We start from the raw sequence: 14,124 nt of genomic DNA on the forward strand, positions 1-14,124 counted from the left end.
TGGGCAGGGCAGTGATTTATCGCGTTGATACCATAAGATACTGCAAATATAACATAATATATGAGTTTATGATGGTCGTCGCGGTAGCTGGAGACTGTGGGCCGGGTGCAAGTGTTAATGAACCGTCGTAGTTGATCCCAAAAGGACCGATGCCGGGGCGATCTACCCCAACGCTGCCGCGCGGGCCTGATCTGCGCGGCCAGGCCCTTTGTCGGCCCACGGAGCCACACTAGGTTGGGCGCCATGATCCCGTTGTCCGTCCTCGACCTCTCCGTCGTCACATCAGGCACCAGGCCTGCTGCCGCGTTGCGCAACAGCATCGACCTGGCGCGGCACGTCGATGGCCTCGGCTATGTCAGGTACTGGCTTGCCGAGCATCACAACCTCGCCTCCGTCGCGAGCCCGGCGCCCGATCTGATGATTGGGCAGATCGCGGCGGTGACGCAGAACATCCGCGTCGGCTCCGGCGGTGTGATGCTGCCCAACCACGCGCCATTGGTGGTCGCCGAGCGCTTCAAGATGCTGGAGGCGCTGTTCCCGGGCCGCATCGATCTCGGCCTCGGCCGCGCTCCCGGCACCGACGGTGCCACCGCCTACGCGCTGCGCAGCCGGCTCGACCGCCGCGAGGGTGACGATTTCCTGGAACGCTTGCATGAACTGACCCTGTGGGAGACGCGCGATTTCCCGGCCGGCCATCCCTACAACAAGGTGGTGGCGATGCCGGACGATTCGCCGCTGCCGCCGATCTGGCTGCTCGGCTCGAGCGACTACTCCGCCGAACTCGCAGCGCAAGTCGGGATGGGCTTTGCGTTCGCGCACCATTTTGCCACCCATGATGCGATCGCGGCGATGACGAATTATCGCGCCCGGTTCCAGCCGTCAGGCTGGCGCACCACGCCGCAGGCGATCCTTGGGGTCGCCGTCGTCGCGGCGGAAACCGATGCCGAGGCCGAGAAGCTCGCGCTCTCGATGGACCTCAACCGCCTGCGCCGCGACCGCGGCGAGTATCTGCCGCTGCCCAGCGTCGAGGAGGCGCAGGCCCATCCCTACACGGATGCCGAGCGTGCGGCGATCGCACGCAACCGCGCGCGGTTCTTCGTCGGCAGCCCGGCGACCGTGATGGCAAAGCTGCAGCCACTGATCGCGGCCACCCAGGCCGACGAACTGATGGTGATCACCGCGGTCTACGACCATGAGGCGCGGAAGAAGTCGTACGACCTGCTGGCTGACGCGTTCGGGCTCCAGAAGAAGGTGGCGGCGTAGGTGCCGTCAATCCCGCGTTTCGCTGAACGTGGCGCGGAAGGGGTGGCCAGGATAGACGCCGAGGATGCGGAATTCGCGCGAGAAAAATTTCAATTCCTCCAGCGCAAAGGCGAGCCCGCGGTCGTCAGGATGGCCGTCGACATCGGCATAGAATTGCGTGGCGAAGAAATTGCCGTCGACCATGTAGCTCTCGAGCTTGGTCATGTTGACGCCGTTGGTGGCAAAACCGCCCAGCGCCTTGTAGAGCGCGGCGGGCAAATTGCGCACCCGGAAGACAAAAGAGGTGACCAGCGGCCCCGAACCCTGCTCGGCCCATTTGGCCTCGCGCGCCAGCACCACGAAACGCGTGGTGTTATGAGCCTCGTCCTCGATGTCCTCGGCCAGGATCTCAAGGCCGTAGATGTCGGCGGCGAGACGAGACGCGATCGCCGCGACGCTTGTGTCGCCGCGCTCGGAGATGTCGCGCGCGCTGCCGGCAGTGTCGGCGGCGACGATTGGCTTGACGCCGAGCTTGCGGATGGTGCGCCGGCACTGGCCGAGCGCCTGGACATGGCTCTCGACGCTCTTGATGTCGGCAAGCCTGACGCCCTTGATCGCCATCAATTGGTGGCGGATCGGCAGGAACCATTCGCCGACGATGAACAGGCCGGAGGCCGGCAGCAGATGATGGATGTCGGCGACGCGGCCGGCGACCGAGTTCTCGATCGGGATCATGCCGAGGTCGGCCTCGCCCGAGGAGATCACCGCCAGCGCGTCCTCGAAGGTCGGGCAGGGCATCGGCTCGGCGTCGGGATAGGCCTCGGCGATGGCGATATGGGAATTGGCGCCAGGCTCGCCCTGGAACGCGATTTTCAGCTTCTTGGTCATGCGGGGGGCTTTTAGAGCATGATCCGGAAAAGTGGAAACCGGTTTTCCGACAAGATCATGCTCAAACAAAGAGATACCGGATCAGGCTTTGGAAAGTATCCGCCGGGCGGTTTCGAGGTCGGCCGGGGTGTCGACGCCGCGCGGCACGGTGTCGACGATGGTGACGTCGATCCGCATCCCGGCCTCCAGCGCGCGGAGCTGTTCGAGCTTCTCTTGCTGCTCCAGCGGCGAGGGCGGCAACGCCACGAACCGCTCCAGCGCGGCGCGGCGGTAGGCGTAGAGGCCGATGTGGTGGTAGCGCGGTCCGTCGCCATGGGGCGCGGTGGCGCGGGTGAAATAGAGCGCGCGCAGCCGGTTCGGGCCGATGGGCGAGCCGACCGCTTTCACAACGCTCGGGGCCTGGTCTTCCTCATCGCTATGGATTTGCGAGGCCAGCGTCGAAATGTCGACGGCGGGGTCGCTAAGGGCCGGCATCACGCTGCGGATGGTTTCGGGCGTGATCGTCGGGAAATCGCCCTGCAGATTGACCACGATTTCAGCCTTGCCGTCCGGATCCAGGATCGTCATCGCTTCATGGATCCGGTCCGAGCCCGACGGATGGTCGGCGCGGGTCATCACCACCTCGCCGCCATGGGCTTTCACCGCAGCCGCGATCTCCGCCGTGTCGGTTGCCACCGCGACGCGGCCGATCCCCGCCACTTCCGCCCGCCGCAGCACATGGACGATCATCGGCAGGCCCGCGATATCAAGCAGCGGCTTGCCGGGCAGCCGCGTGGCTGCCATGCGGGCGGGAATCAGCACCAAGGTGCGGGGTTCTGTCATTCTTGTCGGGGGCCGTCCGGCCGGCGGAAATTGATGGGGAGGGGGTGGATTTCGGCGCGTTTATACGGGTTGCCAGAGCGCGGGCAAACCGATATCTCAAACCAGCTTGGGGGCGGTGCGAAAGGCCGATTCCTGAGTCTTTCCCACGGCCGTCTCCCGGCCTGAAGTCGACATTCAAGGCCCGGAGCCGATCCAAAATGGACTCCTTCGAACTCAATAAGATTATCGGCGCGATCCTGGCCACCTGCATTGTCGTGCTGGTGACGAGTTTTACCGCGGGCGCGGTGTTCTCTGCGAAGATGCCGGAGAAGCCGGGTTTCGAGATCGCGGTGAAGGAAGTGGCCCCCGCCGGTAGCGGCGAGGCCGCCGCTCCGCCGGCCGAGCCGATCGAGAAGCTCCTGCAGACTGCCTCGGTCGAGAAGGGCGCCGGCGCCGCCAAGAAGTGCCAGGCCTGCCACACCTTCGAGAAGGGCGGCCCCAACCGCGTCGGTCCGAACCTCTATGGCATCGTCGGCGAGGCCAGGGGCGAAGGCCGCGGCTTCAATTTCTCGGCCGCGATGAAGGCCAAGGGCGGCACCTGGACCTTCGACGACCTCAACAAGTTCCTGACCAATCCGAAAGGCTTTGTCCCGGGCACCGCGATGGGCTTCGCCGGCGTTCCGAAGGACAGCGAGCGCGCCGATATCATCGCCTATCTGAACTCGAATTCGGAGCATCCGGAGCCGATCCCGACCGCTTCGAAGTAACGACTTGTTCTGCACACGCGGACGAGACGGCCAGGCAATGCCTGGCCGTTTTCACATGAGGACGGATATCGCGGGGTTGTTATCGGGACGTTTCGCCGCACCGGGATCGGTTCGGGGCGACTATCATGAGGAAAAAGCAACGTAATTTGTCGAACCGTTGCCTTATATTGGGTCCCATGTAACCGGGGCTACCGAGCAGGAAAACCGATTTGGCGATCACCCGACGACATCTTCTTCGAGGCACCGCGCTGGCCGCCATGGCACCAGTGCTTGGACTTAACTCCGGAACGCCCGCGATCACGCCGGCATTCGCGGATGACGCCCCGAACGGGCTGAAATGGCGGCACGCCCTATCGAATTTCGGCGACATCAAATATCCTGCCGACTTCAAGCGCTACGATTACGTCAACCCGGACGCGCCCACGGGCGGTGTCGTGCGGATGTTTGACCTGGGTACGTTCGACAACTTCAATCCGGTCATCCAAGGCGTGAAGGGTTCCCTCGCCGGTGGCGTGATGCAGACTATCGAAACGCTGACCACGCGATCGCTGGACGAGCCTCTCACCACCTACGGATTGCTCGCAGAGGCCGCCGCATATCCGGATGATTTTTCCTACGTCATCTACCGATTGCGCGCGGCTGCGCGCTGGCACGACGGCAAGCCGGTCACGCCCGAGGACGTGATCTACTCGTTCAATGCATTCAAGACCAACAGCCCGATGTACAGCGCGTACTATCGGCATATCGTCAAGTGCGAACAAACCGGCGAACGCGAGGTCAAGTTCGTGTTCAATGCTCCCGGCAATCGGGAACTTCCGAGCATTGCCGGCGAAGTTCCGGTGCTGCCCAAGCACTGGTGGGAAGGAAACGATGCGCAGGGACGCAAGCGTGACATAACAGCGACCACGCTGGAGATACCGCTGGGATCGGGACCCTATCGCATCAAGGAGTTCGTCGCGAGCCGGTCGGTTGTGCTGGAACGCGTCGCCGACTATTGGGGCAAGGACATTCCGGTCAATGTCGGGCAGAACAACTTCGATCAAATCCGATCGGAATTCTTTCGTGACGACACGGTTGCGCGCGAGGCCTTCAAGGCGGATCAGCTGGACTGGTTTGGCGAGCGAAGCGGCAAGCAATGGTCGACGGCCTATGATTTTCCGGCAGTGACCGAAAAGCGCGTCATCAAGGAAAAATTCACGAATGCAAGCTCGGGGCGGATGCAGGGTTTCGCATTCAACCTGCGCCGGCCCTTGTTTACCGACGTCAGGGTCCGTCGGGCCTTCAACTACGCCTATGATTGGGAGACATCGGACCGGCTACTCTCGAACGGAGAGTACCATCGCGACAGCAGCTATTTTGATGGCATCCCCGAGTTCATGGCCACCGGCATCCCGGAAGGTGCCGAACTGCAGATTCTCGAACCGCTGCGCGACAAGCTGCCTGCGGAGCTGTTCACAGCGCCATACAAGAATCCGGTCGGCGGCAATGAAGAAGCGAGCCGCAACAATCTTCGTGAAGCCGCGCGCCTCCTCAAGGAAGCAGGGTTTGAAAATCGCGACCGCAAGCTGGTCGATCCCGCGGGCAAGCCGGTCAGTCTCGAATTCCTGTGCGGAGACCCCGGCGACGAGCGTGGCGTCCTGTTCTACAAGCCTTCCCTCGAACGGCTCGGCATGACCGTGTCGATCCGCACCGTCGACAGCGTGCAATATCAGAACCGCTTGCGCAGCTTCGACTTCGATATCACCACCGCCGTATGGGGACAGTCGCTGTCACCGGGCAATGAGCAGCGCGACTTTTTCGGATCGGATTCTGCCGACCGGCCCGGTTCGCGCAACCTTTCCGGCATCAAGAACCCGGCGGTGGATGCGCTGATCGACCGCATCATCTTTGCAAAGGATCGCGCCGACCTGGTCGCCAGCTGCAAAGCGCTGGATCGCGTGCTGCTGTGGAACTGCTACGCGGTTCCGCAGTTCGCCGCAGGGTTCGAGCGTGCAGCGCGTTGGGACCGTTTCAGTCATCCCGAGCCGCTGCCCAAATATGGCGTCACCGGCTTCCCGAATTTGTGGTGGTGGGACGCCGAGAAAGCCGCCAAGATTTCGCGCTCTTAACCCGAGGAATTGCGCATGGCGCTATTCACCCGTCGGCACGCACTCGGTCTCGGGATCGGTGCGTTGGGTGCTGCAGGATGTCGTGTCGCACTGGCCGCGACCCAAGACGGAACCGAGATGCACGGCATGTCGGTGTTCGGCGATCTGAAATATCCGGCGGATTTTCAGCAGTTCGACTACGTCAACACGAAAGCGCCAAAGGGTGGGCTGTTCTCGCTGATCCCCTCGGTGCGCGCCTACAACCAGTCGTTCTTCACGTTCAACTCGCTCAACGCCTATGTCCTGAAGGGCGAGGGCGCCGAGGGCATGGACATGACCTTCGCGACGTTGATGTCGCGCGCCAATGACGAGCCCGACGCGATGTACGGCTTTGCCGCGAAATCGGTGCAGATATCGCAGGACAAGCTCATCTATCGCTTCACCATGCGCCCCGGGGCACGGTTTCACGACGGCTCGAAATTGACCGCGCAGGATGTCGCCTTCTCGCTCAATACGCTGAAGGACAAAGGTCACCCGCTGATCGTGGTCCAGCTTCGCGACATGGTGAAGGCGGACGCGCCGGACGATGCGACCGTCGTTGTGAGCTTCGCGCCGAATCGTGCCCGCGACGTGCCGCTCTACGTCGTCAGCATGCCGATCTTCTCCAAGGCTTACTATGCGACGCGGCCGTTTGAGGAATCCACCCTCGATACGCCGCTCGGCTCGGGGCCCTACAAGGTCGGCAGGTACGAGGTCAACCGCTATATCGAATATGACCGCGTCAAGGATTGGTGGGCGGCCGAGCTGCCGGTCAATCGCGGCAGCTACAATTTCGACACCGTGCGCTACGAATTTTACCGCGACCGCGACGTTGCGTTCGAAGGCTTCACCGGCAAGAACTATCTGTTCCGCGAAGAGTTCACCGCGCGCATTTGGGCTACGCGCTACGACTTCCCCGCCATCAAGGAGGGGCGGGTCAAGCAGGAGGTCCTGCCCGACGAGACGCCCTCAGGTGGACAGGCGTGGATGATCAATACGCGTCTCGACAAATTCAAGGATCCGCGGGTGCGCGAAGCGATCTGCTACGCGTTCGACTTCGAATGGACCAACAAGACGGTGATGTACGGCGCCTATGCGCGGACCTGTTCGCCGTTCCAGAATTCCGACATGGTCGCGACGGGCCTGCCGTCGCCGGAAGAGCTGAAGCTGCTGGAGCCGTTCCGCGGCCAGGTGCCGGACGACGTGTTCGGTGAACCCTTCGTGCCACCGGTTTCGGATGGATCGGGGCAGGACCGCACGCTGTTGCGCAAGGCAACTCAGCTGCTCAACGATGCCGGATGCGTCGTCAAGGACCGCAAGCGGCTGTTGCCGAACGGCGAGGTCTTCACGATCGAGTTTCTGCTCGAAGAACCGACATTCCAGCCGCACCACGCTTCGTTCGTGAAGAATCTCAGCCAGCTCGGAATCGAATCCGGCATCCGGCTGATCGACGCCGTGCAATACCGCGCCCGGGTGGAGGCCTTCGATTTCGAGATCACGAGCCAACGCATGAATTTTTCGCCGACGCCCGGCGACAGCTTGCGGCCGTATTTCTCGTCGCAGGCCGCCGCGACCAAAGGGTCTTACAATCTGGCGGGCGTAGCCAACCCCGCAATCGACGCGTTGATCGAAAAGGCGATCAACGCCAACACGCGAACCGACTTGACCATCGCATGCCGCGCGCTCGATCGGGTCTTTCGAGCGGGCCGTTACTGGGTGCCGCAATGGTACCGGTCGACGCACCCGATCGCTTATTGGGATATATTCAGTCACCCGGAGAAGCCGGCGAAGTATGCGCAGGGCGTCGGTGCGCCGGAGAACTGGTGGTATGACGCGGCCAAGGCCGCGAAGCTCGAGCAGGCGAATAGCCGATGAGCGCTTATATCGCCCGCCGTATTCTCCTGATGGTGCCGACGCTGCTCGGCATCCTGTTCGTCTCCTTCGTGGTCGTGCAGTTCGCGCCGGGCGGTCCGGTCGAACGCGTGATTGCCCAGCTCAACGGCGCCGACACCAGTGGGCTGTCGCGGGTGTCGGGCGGCGGCGGCGACCTTGCCGCGCAGCGCGGCCCGGGCGGCGGCTCGGGCGGCGAGATCAACTCGAAATACCGTGGCGCGCAGGGCCTCGACCCCGACTTCATCAAGAAGCTCGAGGTGCAGTTCGGCTTCGACAAGCCGGCCCCCGAGCGGTTCGCGCTGATGGTGTGGAATTTTTCCCGCTTCGATTTCGGCAAGAGCTATTTCCGCGACATCAGCGTGATGCAGCTCATCAAGGAAAAGCTGCCGGTCTCGATCTCGCTTGGCATCTGGATGACGCTCCTGACCTATCTGATCTCGATCCCGCTCGGCATCCGCAAGGCGGTTCAGGACGGTTCGCGGTTCGATACCTGGACCTCGGCCGTGATCATCGTAGGCTTCGCGATTCCAGGTTTCCTGTTCGCGATCCTGTTGATCATCCTGTTCGCCGGCGGTTCGTTCTTCAACATCTTCCCGCTGCGCGGCCTGACGTCGGACGGCTGGGCGCAATTCCCCTGGTACTGGAAGATCATCGATTATTTCTGGCATCTCACGCTGCCGCTGATCTCGATGGCGCTGGGCGCCTTCGCCACCATGACGCTGTTGACCAAGAACTCGTTTCTCGACGAGATCCGCAAGCAATATGTGATGACGGCGCGCGCCAAGGGCTGCAGCGAAGGCCAGGTGCTGTACGGCCACATCTTCCGCAATGCCATGCTGATCGTGATCGCGGGCTTCCCGGGTGCATTCATCCACGCCTTCTTCTCTGGATCGCTGTTGATCGAGACTATCTTCTCGCTCGACGGGCTCGGCCTGCTCGGCTTCGAGAGCGTGTTGAACCGCGATTATCCGGTGGTGTTCGGAACGCTGTTCATCTTTTCGCTGGTCGGACTGGTGGTCAATCTGATCTCCGATCTCGCCTATATGTGGATCGATCCGCGGATCGATTTCGAGGCGCGGGAGGTCTGATGACGATGCTCGCGCCCCAGCCGGTCGAGACCTCGACGCAATCGCCGCTCGGCGAGGCGGTGCCCGCCACGCGTCACGCTTTCGCACCGTCGCCACTGAACAAGCGCCGCTGGCAGAACTTCAAGGCGAACCGCCGCGGCTACTGGTCGTTCTGGATCTTCCTCGTGCTGTTCGTGCTGTCGCTGTTTGCCAATGTGATCGCCAACGACAAGCCGCTGGTCGTCAAATATGAGGGCCATCTCTATTGGCCGGTGCTGTTCAGCTATGCCGAGACCACCTTCGGCGGCGACTTCGAGACCGCGGCCGACTATCGTGATCCTTATCTGCAGAAGCAGATCGCGGCCAAGGGTGGGACCGTGATCTGGCCGCCGATCCGCTACTCCTACGACACTCACAATCTCGATCTGCCGACGCCGGCGCCATCGAAGCCGACCTGGCTGTTGACCGAGGACCAGTGCAAGGAGGTGGTGCAGAAGAAGGACCTGAGGGGCTGCCGCGACCTCGAATACAACTGGCTCGGCACCGACGACCAGGGCCGCGACGTCGTCGCGCGGCTGATCTACGGCTTCCGCGTCTCGGTGCTGTTCGGCCTGACGCTGACCATCCTGTCCTCGATCATCGGCATCGCCGCCGGCGGTGTGCAGGGCTATTTCGGCGGCTGGATTGATCTCGGCTTCCAGCGTTTCATCGAGGTCTGGACCGCGATCCCTTCGCTCTATCTGCTTCTGATCATCTCGGCGGTGCTGCCGCCCGGCTTCTTCATCCTGCTTGGCATCCTGCTCTTGTTCTCATGGGTGTCGCTGGTCGGTCTGGTGCGCGCCGAGTTCCTGCGCGGGCGCAATTTCGAATACATCCAGGCGGCGCGTGCGCTCGGCGTCTCCAACCTCGTGATCATGTTCCGCCATCTGCTGCCGAACGCCATGGTCGCGACCATGACGTTCCTTCCCTTCATCGTGTCGTCCTCGGTGATGACGCTCACAGCCCTCGATTTCCTCGGCTTCGGCCTGCCGCCCGGCTCGCCGTCGCTCGGCGAATTGCTGTCGCAGGGCAAGGCCAACGTGCAGGCGCCGTGGCTCGGTCTGACCGGCTTCTTCTCGGTCGCGATCATGCTGTCGCTGCTGATCTTCATTGGCGAAGCCGCGCGCGACGCCTTCGATCCGCGCAAGACGTTCAGGTAGAGCGCCGACATGGATGCGATCAACCAGCCCCTGCTCGATGTCAGCGACCTCTCGGTTGCGTTCGGCCGCTCGATCGCGGTCGACCATATCTCGTTTTCCGTCAAGCGCGGCGAGTGCACGGCGCTGGTCGGCGAATCCGGCTCGGGAAAATCGGTCAGCGCGCTGTCGGTCTTGAGGCTTTTGCCCTATCCGACGGCGTCACATCCCTCCGGGGCGATCCGTTTCAAGGGCCGCGACCTGCTGGGGTCGTCGGAGCGCGAGATGCGCGGGATTCGCGGCAACGACATCTCGATCATCTTCCAGGAGCCGATGACCTCGCTTAATCCGCTCCACACCATCGAGTCGCAGATCACCGAGATCCTCAATCTCCATACCAGCATCAGCGGATCGATGGCGCGGGCGCGCACGCTGGAATTGTTGACCCAGGTCGGCATCCCCGAACCGGAAACCCGCCTGCAGAGCTATCCGCACCAATTGTCGGGCGGCCAGCGCCAGCGCGTGATGATCGCGATGGCGCTTGCCAACGAGCCGGACCTTTTGATTGCTGACGAGCCGACCACCGCGCTCGACGTCACGGTGCAGGCGCAGATTCTGACGCTGCTCGCCGAGATCCGCACCCGGCTCGGCATGAGCATGCTGTTCATCACCCATGACCTCGGCATCGTCCGCCGCATCGCCGACACCGTCTGTGTGATGAACAGCGGCAAGATCGTCGAGCAGGGGCCGGTCGAGCAGGTTTTCACCGCGCCGAAGCACGCCTATACGAAGGCGCTGCTCGCGGCCGAGCCGAAGCCCGATCCGGCGCCGCCGCAGCCGGATGCACCGGTCGTGATGTCGGCCGATCATCTCAAGGTCTGGTTTCCGATCAAACGCGGCCTGCTGCGCTCGACCGTCGGCCATATCAAGGCGGTCGACGGTGTCAGCCTCGCGGTACGCAAGGGCGAGACACTCGGCGTGGTCGGCGAGTCCGGCTCCGGCAAGACCACGCTCGGGCTGGCGCTGCTGCGGCTGATTTCATCGGATGGTCCGATCGTGTTCCTCGGCAAGGACATCCAGGGCCTGCGCTTCAAGGAGATGCGGCCGATCCGCCGCGACATGCAGATCGTGTTTCAGGACCCGTTCGGCTCGCTCAGTCCCCGCATGTCGGTGGACGACATCATTGCCGAGGGGCTGCTGGTGCATCAGCCGCAATTGTCGCGCGAGGAGCGCGAGGCGCGGGTGATCAAGGCGCTGAACGACGTCGGTCTCGAACCCGACTGGCGATTCCGCTATCCGCATGAGTTCTCCGGCGGCCAGCGCCAGCGCATCTCGATCGCGCGCGCGGTCGTGCTCGAGCCGAACTTCGTCGTGCTGGACGAGCCGACTAGCGCGCTCGACATGCTGCTCCAGGCCCAGATGGTCGACCTCTTGCGCAATTTGCAGCGCAAGCGCGATCTGACCTACATGTTCATCTCGCATGATCTGCGCGTGGTGGCCTCGCTTGCCAGCCATCTGATCGTGATGAAGTCCGGCAAGGTCGAGGAAGAGGGGCCGGCCTCGGAACTGTTCAAGAATCCGAAGAGCGACTACACCCGCGCCCTGTTCGCCGCGGCGTTCCGGCTGGAGACGAACGGCGAGGCGATGCTATAGCTTCGTTCGATGCACGATAGCGTGGGCGCTGTCGTAAGGTGAGCACGACGGCCAGGCTCCCTCCCCCGTTGCGGGGGAGGGCTGGGGAGAGGGGTAAGCCCCAAGCGAGATGATCGCTGACAGCATCGCCCTTACAGCTTCGATTGGTCATCGTCGATGCGTATTCTGAGAGAGCACGCCGCGCGGCGCCCCTCTCCCTAACCCTCCCCCGTAAGGGGGGAGGGAACCCTGGCGCCGGTGCTTCCCTCGCACGAACCGCGGCAATGGTCCCGCAGCACGGGGTTCGTTGCGCTGATCAAAGCCGCTTGATCGCAGCGATCGCGCTGCCGGCCGCCTTGATCCGCGCGATCGCGGCTTGGGTGTTCTCGACCGCGGTTGCCATGTGATGCGCGTTGGCGTGCACGATGGTGGTGGCATCGCGCGCGATCGCGACGTGGCCCTTCCAGAAGATCAGGTCGCCGCGCTGCAGGTGCTTTGCCTCCGCGACGGTCAATTCCCGGCCGAGCCCGTCCTGCTGCATGTCGCTGTCGCGCGGGCAACCTGTACCGGCTGAGGTCAGCGCGATCTGCACGAGGCCCGAGCAATCGATCCCGAACGCGCTCTTGCCGCCCCACAGATAGGGCGTGCCGACAAACTTCTCGGCGACGGCGACGAAGTCGGGCGCGATCATGTCGAGGGCGCCGAGATGCTGGCGCGGCAGATAGCGGCCGTCGCTCGTGACCGCGAACGATCCCTCTTCGCGCGCCACCGTCACCGTCGCGGACATCGGCATGGCCTCGCTCGGCGGCAGCTTGATCGAGGGACCAGGAAAGGCAAATGTCCAGAGCGCGGTCACCTTGTGCGTCGGTGCTGCCGCGGGCCCCAGCAGCGCGCTGTCCGGCAGCCAGCCGACGTAGCCGTCGCTGACGAGTTGACCCCAGGCCCAGCCTTCATTGTTGCGGTCATAGACCGTCACGCGCTCGCCCTTCAGTGCCTGCGTCATCTGCTCGGCATCGGCGGCCGGCGCGCTGCGAAGCGGAGCGATCGCGTCATGGACCTCGAATACCTCGCCGTCGACGAAGCGCGCCGCCTTGACCTTGCCCTCGAGATATTTCGCGGCGAGGTCGTCGCGGGCCGGTGTCAGGCGGGGGTCATGCATAGCGCTGGCTCAACAGTTTGTAGATCGCGCGCGCGGCCTGACATTCGCCGCCTTCGGGGCGGCCGGGTTTTGAGGACGACGTCCAGCCGTAGATGTCGACATGCAGCCAGCTCCTGGCGTGCTCGACAAATCGCTGCAGGAACAGCGCGCAGGTGATCGAGCCGGCAAAGCCTCCGGATGGTGCGTTGTTGATGTCGGCGATCTTGGAATCGAGCCAGGCGTCGTAGGCCGGCCACAGCGGCATGCGCCACAACGGATCGTTCTCGCCTTTGGCGTGGGCGGCCACCTCGCCGGCGAGCGTCTCATCATTGGTGTAGAAGGGCGGCAGATCCGGTCCGAGTGCCACCCGCGCCGCACCGGTCAGCGTGCCCAGATCGACCAGCAGATCGGGTTTCTCCTCGTCGGCCAGCGCCAGCGCGTCGGCGAGCACCAGCCGTCCCTCGGCGTCTGTATTACCGATCTCGACGGTGATGCCCTTGCGCGACCTGAAGACGTCGAGCGGACGGAAGGCGTTGCCCGCAACCGCATTCTCGACCGCCGGGATCAGCACGCGCAGCCGCACCTTCAGCCCGGCGTCCATCACCATCTGCGCCAGCGCCAGCACATTGGCGGCGCCGCCCATGTCCTTCTTCATGATCAGCATGCCGCTCGACGGCTTGAGGTCGAGCCCGCCGGTGTCGAAGCAGACGCCCTTGCCGACCAGCGTCACCTTCGGATGCGCCGGATCGCCCCAACGCATATCGATCAGCCGCGGCGTCCGGGTCGAGGCGATGCCGACAGCGTGGATCAACGGAAAATTCTGTTCGAGCGCATCGCCGGTGATGCACTCGAAGCCGGCGCCAAACCGCGTTGCCAGTTCGCGTGCGGCGTCTGTCAGCTCCGCCGGGCCCATGTCATTGGACGGCGTGTTGATGAGGTCGCGTGCGAGCGCCACCGCGTCCGCCATGCGCGCGATGTCGGTTGCGTCGATGGCGTCCGATGGCACCAGGCGAACGTCGGGCACCTCGTTCTTGCGATAGCGGCCGAAGCGGTAGCAGCCGAGCGCAAAGGCGAGCGTGGCGAGCCTGATGTCATGCGGTGCATTGGCAAAGCGGTAGACGCCCGGCGGCAGCAGGCCGGGTAGCGCACCCGGCCGGAACGGATCGGGCGCCTTGTGCTTCTCGTCCTCGAGGCCGAACAGCACCTGCGCGATGCTGCCGTCCGCGGCGGGCAAGATCATGCATTTGCCGGGCTTGGCCGCAAAGCCGTTGGCATCGGCGAACTGACGCGCAGGCGCCGGCAGCGCGTCCCGGATCGCATGCCATGTCGCCTTGGTGGCGAAGGTGATCGGGATGGCGTTGGGTGCGCTCTCGAAAACGGACGGCATCGGAATCT

At 63.7% G+C, this 14,124-nt stretch carries 11 protein-coding genes; 7 read left to right on the forward strand and 4 right to left on the reverse strand.

Annotation, left to right across the window (positions count from 1 at the left end; all coding sequences use genetic code 11):
• Nucleotides 1-243 precede the first annotated feature (243 nt).
• The gene (locus ACP2YO_RS04790; protein ID WP_426439541.1) at nt 244-1,263 is read left to right on the forward strand and encodes an LLM class flavin-dependent oxidoreductase; all 1,020 of its coding nucleotides are present in this window, start codon (nt 244-246) and stop codon (nt 1,261-1,263) included.
• Nucleotides 1,264-1,269: 6 nt separating this feature from the next.
• On the opposite strand, the gene ACP2YO_RS04795 is transcribed toward ACP2YO_RS04790, so the two are convergent.
• Both ACP2YO_RS04795 and ACP2YO_RS04800 read right to left on the reverse strand, forming a co-directional pair.
• Nucleotides 1,270-2,130: a prephenate dehydratase gene (locus ACP2YO_RS04795; protein ID WP_426439543.1), complete on the reverse strand. Its 861-nt coding sequence runs from the start codon at nt 2,128-2,130 to the stop codon at nt 1,270-1,272.
• A gap of 81 nt (nt 2,131-2,211) precedes the next feature.
• Nucleotides 2,212-2,952 carry a 3-deoxy-manno-octulosonate cytidylyltransferase gene (locus ACP2YO_RS04800; protein WP_426439545.1) on the reverse strand — a complete coding sequence of 247 codons (741 nt, stop codon included), beginning with the start codon at nt 2,950-2,952 and terminating at the stop codon, nt 2,212-2,214.
• A 197-nt stretch (nt 2,953-3,149) separates the two neighbouring features.
• Between ACP2YO_RS04800 and ACP2YO_RS04805 the strand changes: the two genes are divergently transcribed.
• The 6 genes from ACP2YO_RS04805 to ACP2YO_RS04830 all read left to right on the forward strand — a co-directional run bounded on the left by ACP2YO_RS04805 (nt 3,150) and on the right by ACP2YO_RS04830 (nt 11,612).
• Nucleotides 3,150-3,698, forward strand: a complete 549-nt coding sequence (locus ACP2YO_RS04805; protein ID WP_426439547.1) for a c-type cytochrome — start codon at nt 3,150-3,152, stop codon at nt 3,696-3,698.
• Between the two features lie 209 nt (nt 3,699-3,907).
• Nucleotides 3,908-5,806 carry an extracellular solute-binding protein gene (locus tag ACP2YO_RS04810; protein WP_426439549.1) on the forward strand — a complete coding sequence of 633 codons (1,899 nt, stop codon included), beginning with the start codon at nt 3,908-3,910 and terminating at the stop codon, nt 5,804-5,806.
• A gap of 15 nt (nt 5,807-5,821) precedes the next feature.
• Nucleotides 5,822-7,699 (forward strand): extracellular solute-binding protein, encoded by a 1,878-nt coding sequence (locus ACP2YO_RS04815; RefSeq protein ID WP_426439551.1) that lies wholly within the window; start codon nt 5,822-5,824, stop codon nt 7,697-7,699.
• The gene (locus tag ACP2YO_RS04820; RefSeq protein WP_426439553.1) at nt 7,696-8,805 is read left to right on the forward strand and encodes a microcin C ABC transporter permease YejB; all 1,110 of its coding nucleotides are present in this window, start codon (nt 7,696-7,698) and stop codon (nt 8,803-8,805) included. The genes ACP2YO_RS04815 and ACP2YO_RS04820 overlap by 4 nt, the downstream gene beginning before the upstream one ends.
• Nucleotides 8,805-9,983, forward strand: coding sequence for an ABC transporter permease (locus ACP2YO_RS04825; protein WP_426439555.1), 1,179 nt, complete (start codon nt 8,805-8,807; stop codon nt 9,981-9,983). Before ACP2YO_RS04820 ends, ACP2YO_RS04825 begins: the two co-directional genes overlap by 1 nt.
• Before the next feature lie 9 nt (nt 9,984-9,992).
• The gene (locus ACP2YO_RS04830; protein ID WP_426439557.1) at nt 9,993-11,612 is read left to right on the forward strand and encodes an ABC transporter ATP-binding protein; all 1,620 of its coding nucleotides are present in this window, start codon (nt 9,993-9,995) and stop codon (nt 11,610-11,612) included.
• 295 nt (nt 11,613-11,907) lie between these two features.
• On the opposite strand, the gene ACP2YO_RS04835 is transcribed toward ACP2YO_RS04830, so the two are convergent.
• Entirely contained in the window at nt 11,908-12,750 is an 843-nt protein-coding gene (locus ACP2YO_RS04835) for an NlpC/P60 family protein (protein WP_426439559.1), read from the reverse strand.
• Nucleotides 12,743-14,116, reverse strand: coding sequence for a leucyl aminopeptidase family protein (locus ACP2YO_RS04840; RefSeq protein ID WP_426439561.1), 1,374 nt, complete (start codon nt 14,114-14,116; stop codon nt 12,743-12,745). The genes ACP2YO_RS04835 and ACP2YO_RS04840 overlap by 8 nt, the downstream gene beginning before the upstream one ends.
• Between the last annotated feature and the right edge of the window lie 8 nt (nt 14,117-14,124).

This window comes from Bradyrhizobium genosp. P (assembly GCF_049949265.1).
Classification (GTDB): domain Bacteria; phylum Pseudomonadota; class Alphaproteobacteria; order Rhizobiales; family Xanthobacteraceae; genus Bradyrhizobium.

Bases quoted from the DNA above. Each gene is read 5' to 3' on its own strand.
- ACP2YO_RS04820 (WP_426439553.1), top strand. From the start codon at position 7,696: ATGAGCGCTTATATCGCCCGCCGTATTCTCCTGATGGTGCCGACGCTG.
- ACP2YO_RS04805 (WP_426439547.1), top strand. From the start codon at position 3,150: ATGGACTCCTTCGAACTCAATAAGATTATCGGCGCGATCCTGGCCACC.
- ACP2YO_RS04835 (WP_426439559.1), bottom strand. From the start codon at position 12,750: ATGCATGACCCCCGCCTGACACCGGCCCGCGACGACCTCGCCGCGAAA.
- ACP2YO_RS04790 (WP_426439541.1), top strand. From the start codon at position 244: ATGATCCCGTTGTCCGTCCTCGACCTCTCCGTCGTCACATCAGGCACC.
- ACP2YO_RS04825 (WP_426439555.1), top strand. From the start codon at position 8,805: ATGACGATGCTCGCGCCCCAGCCGGTCGAGACCTCGACGCAATCGCCG.
- ACP2YO_RS04840 (WP_426439561.1), bottom strand. From the start codon at position 14,116: ATGCCGTCCGTTTTCGAGAGCGCACCCAACGCCATCCCGATCACCTTC.
- ACP2YO_RS04800 (WP_426439545.1), bottom strand. From the start codon at position 2,952: ATGACAGAACCCCGCACCTTGGTGCTGATTCCCGCCCGCATGGCAGCC.
- ACP2YO_RS04795 (WP_426439543.1), bottom strand. From the start codon at position 2,130: ATGACCAAGAAGCTGAAAATCGCGTTCCAGGGCGAGCCTGGCGCCAAT.
- ACP2YO_RS04830 (WP_426439557.1), top strand. From the start codon at position 9,993: ATGGATGCGATCAACCAGCCCCTGCTCGATGTCAGCGACCTCTCGGTT.
- ACP2YO_RS04815 (WP_426439551.1), top strand. From the start codon at position 5,822: ATGGCGCTATTCACCCGTCGGCACGCACTCGGTCTCGGGATCGGTGCG.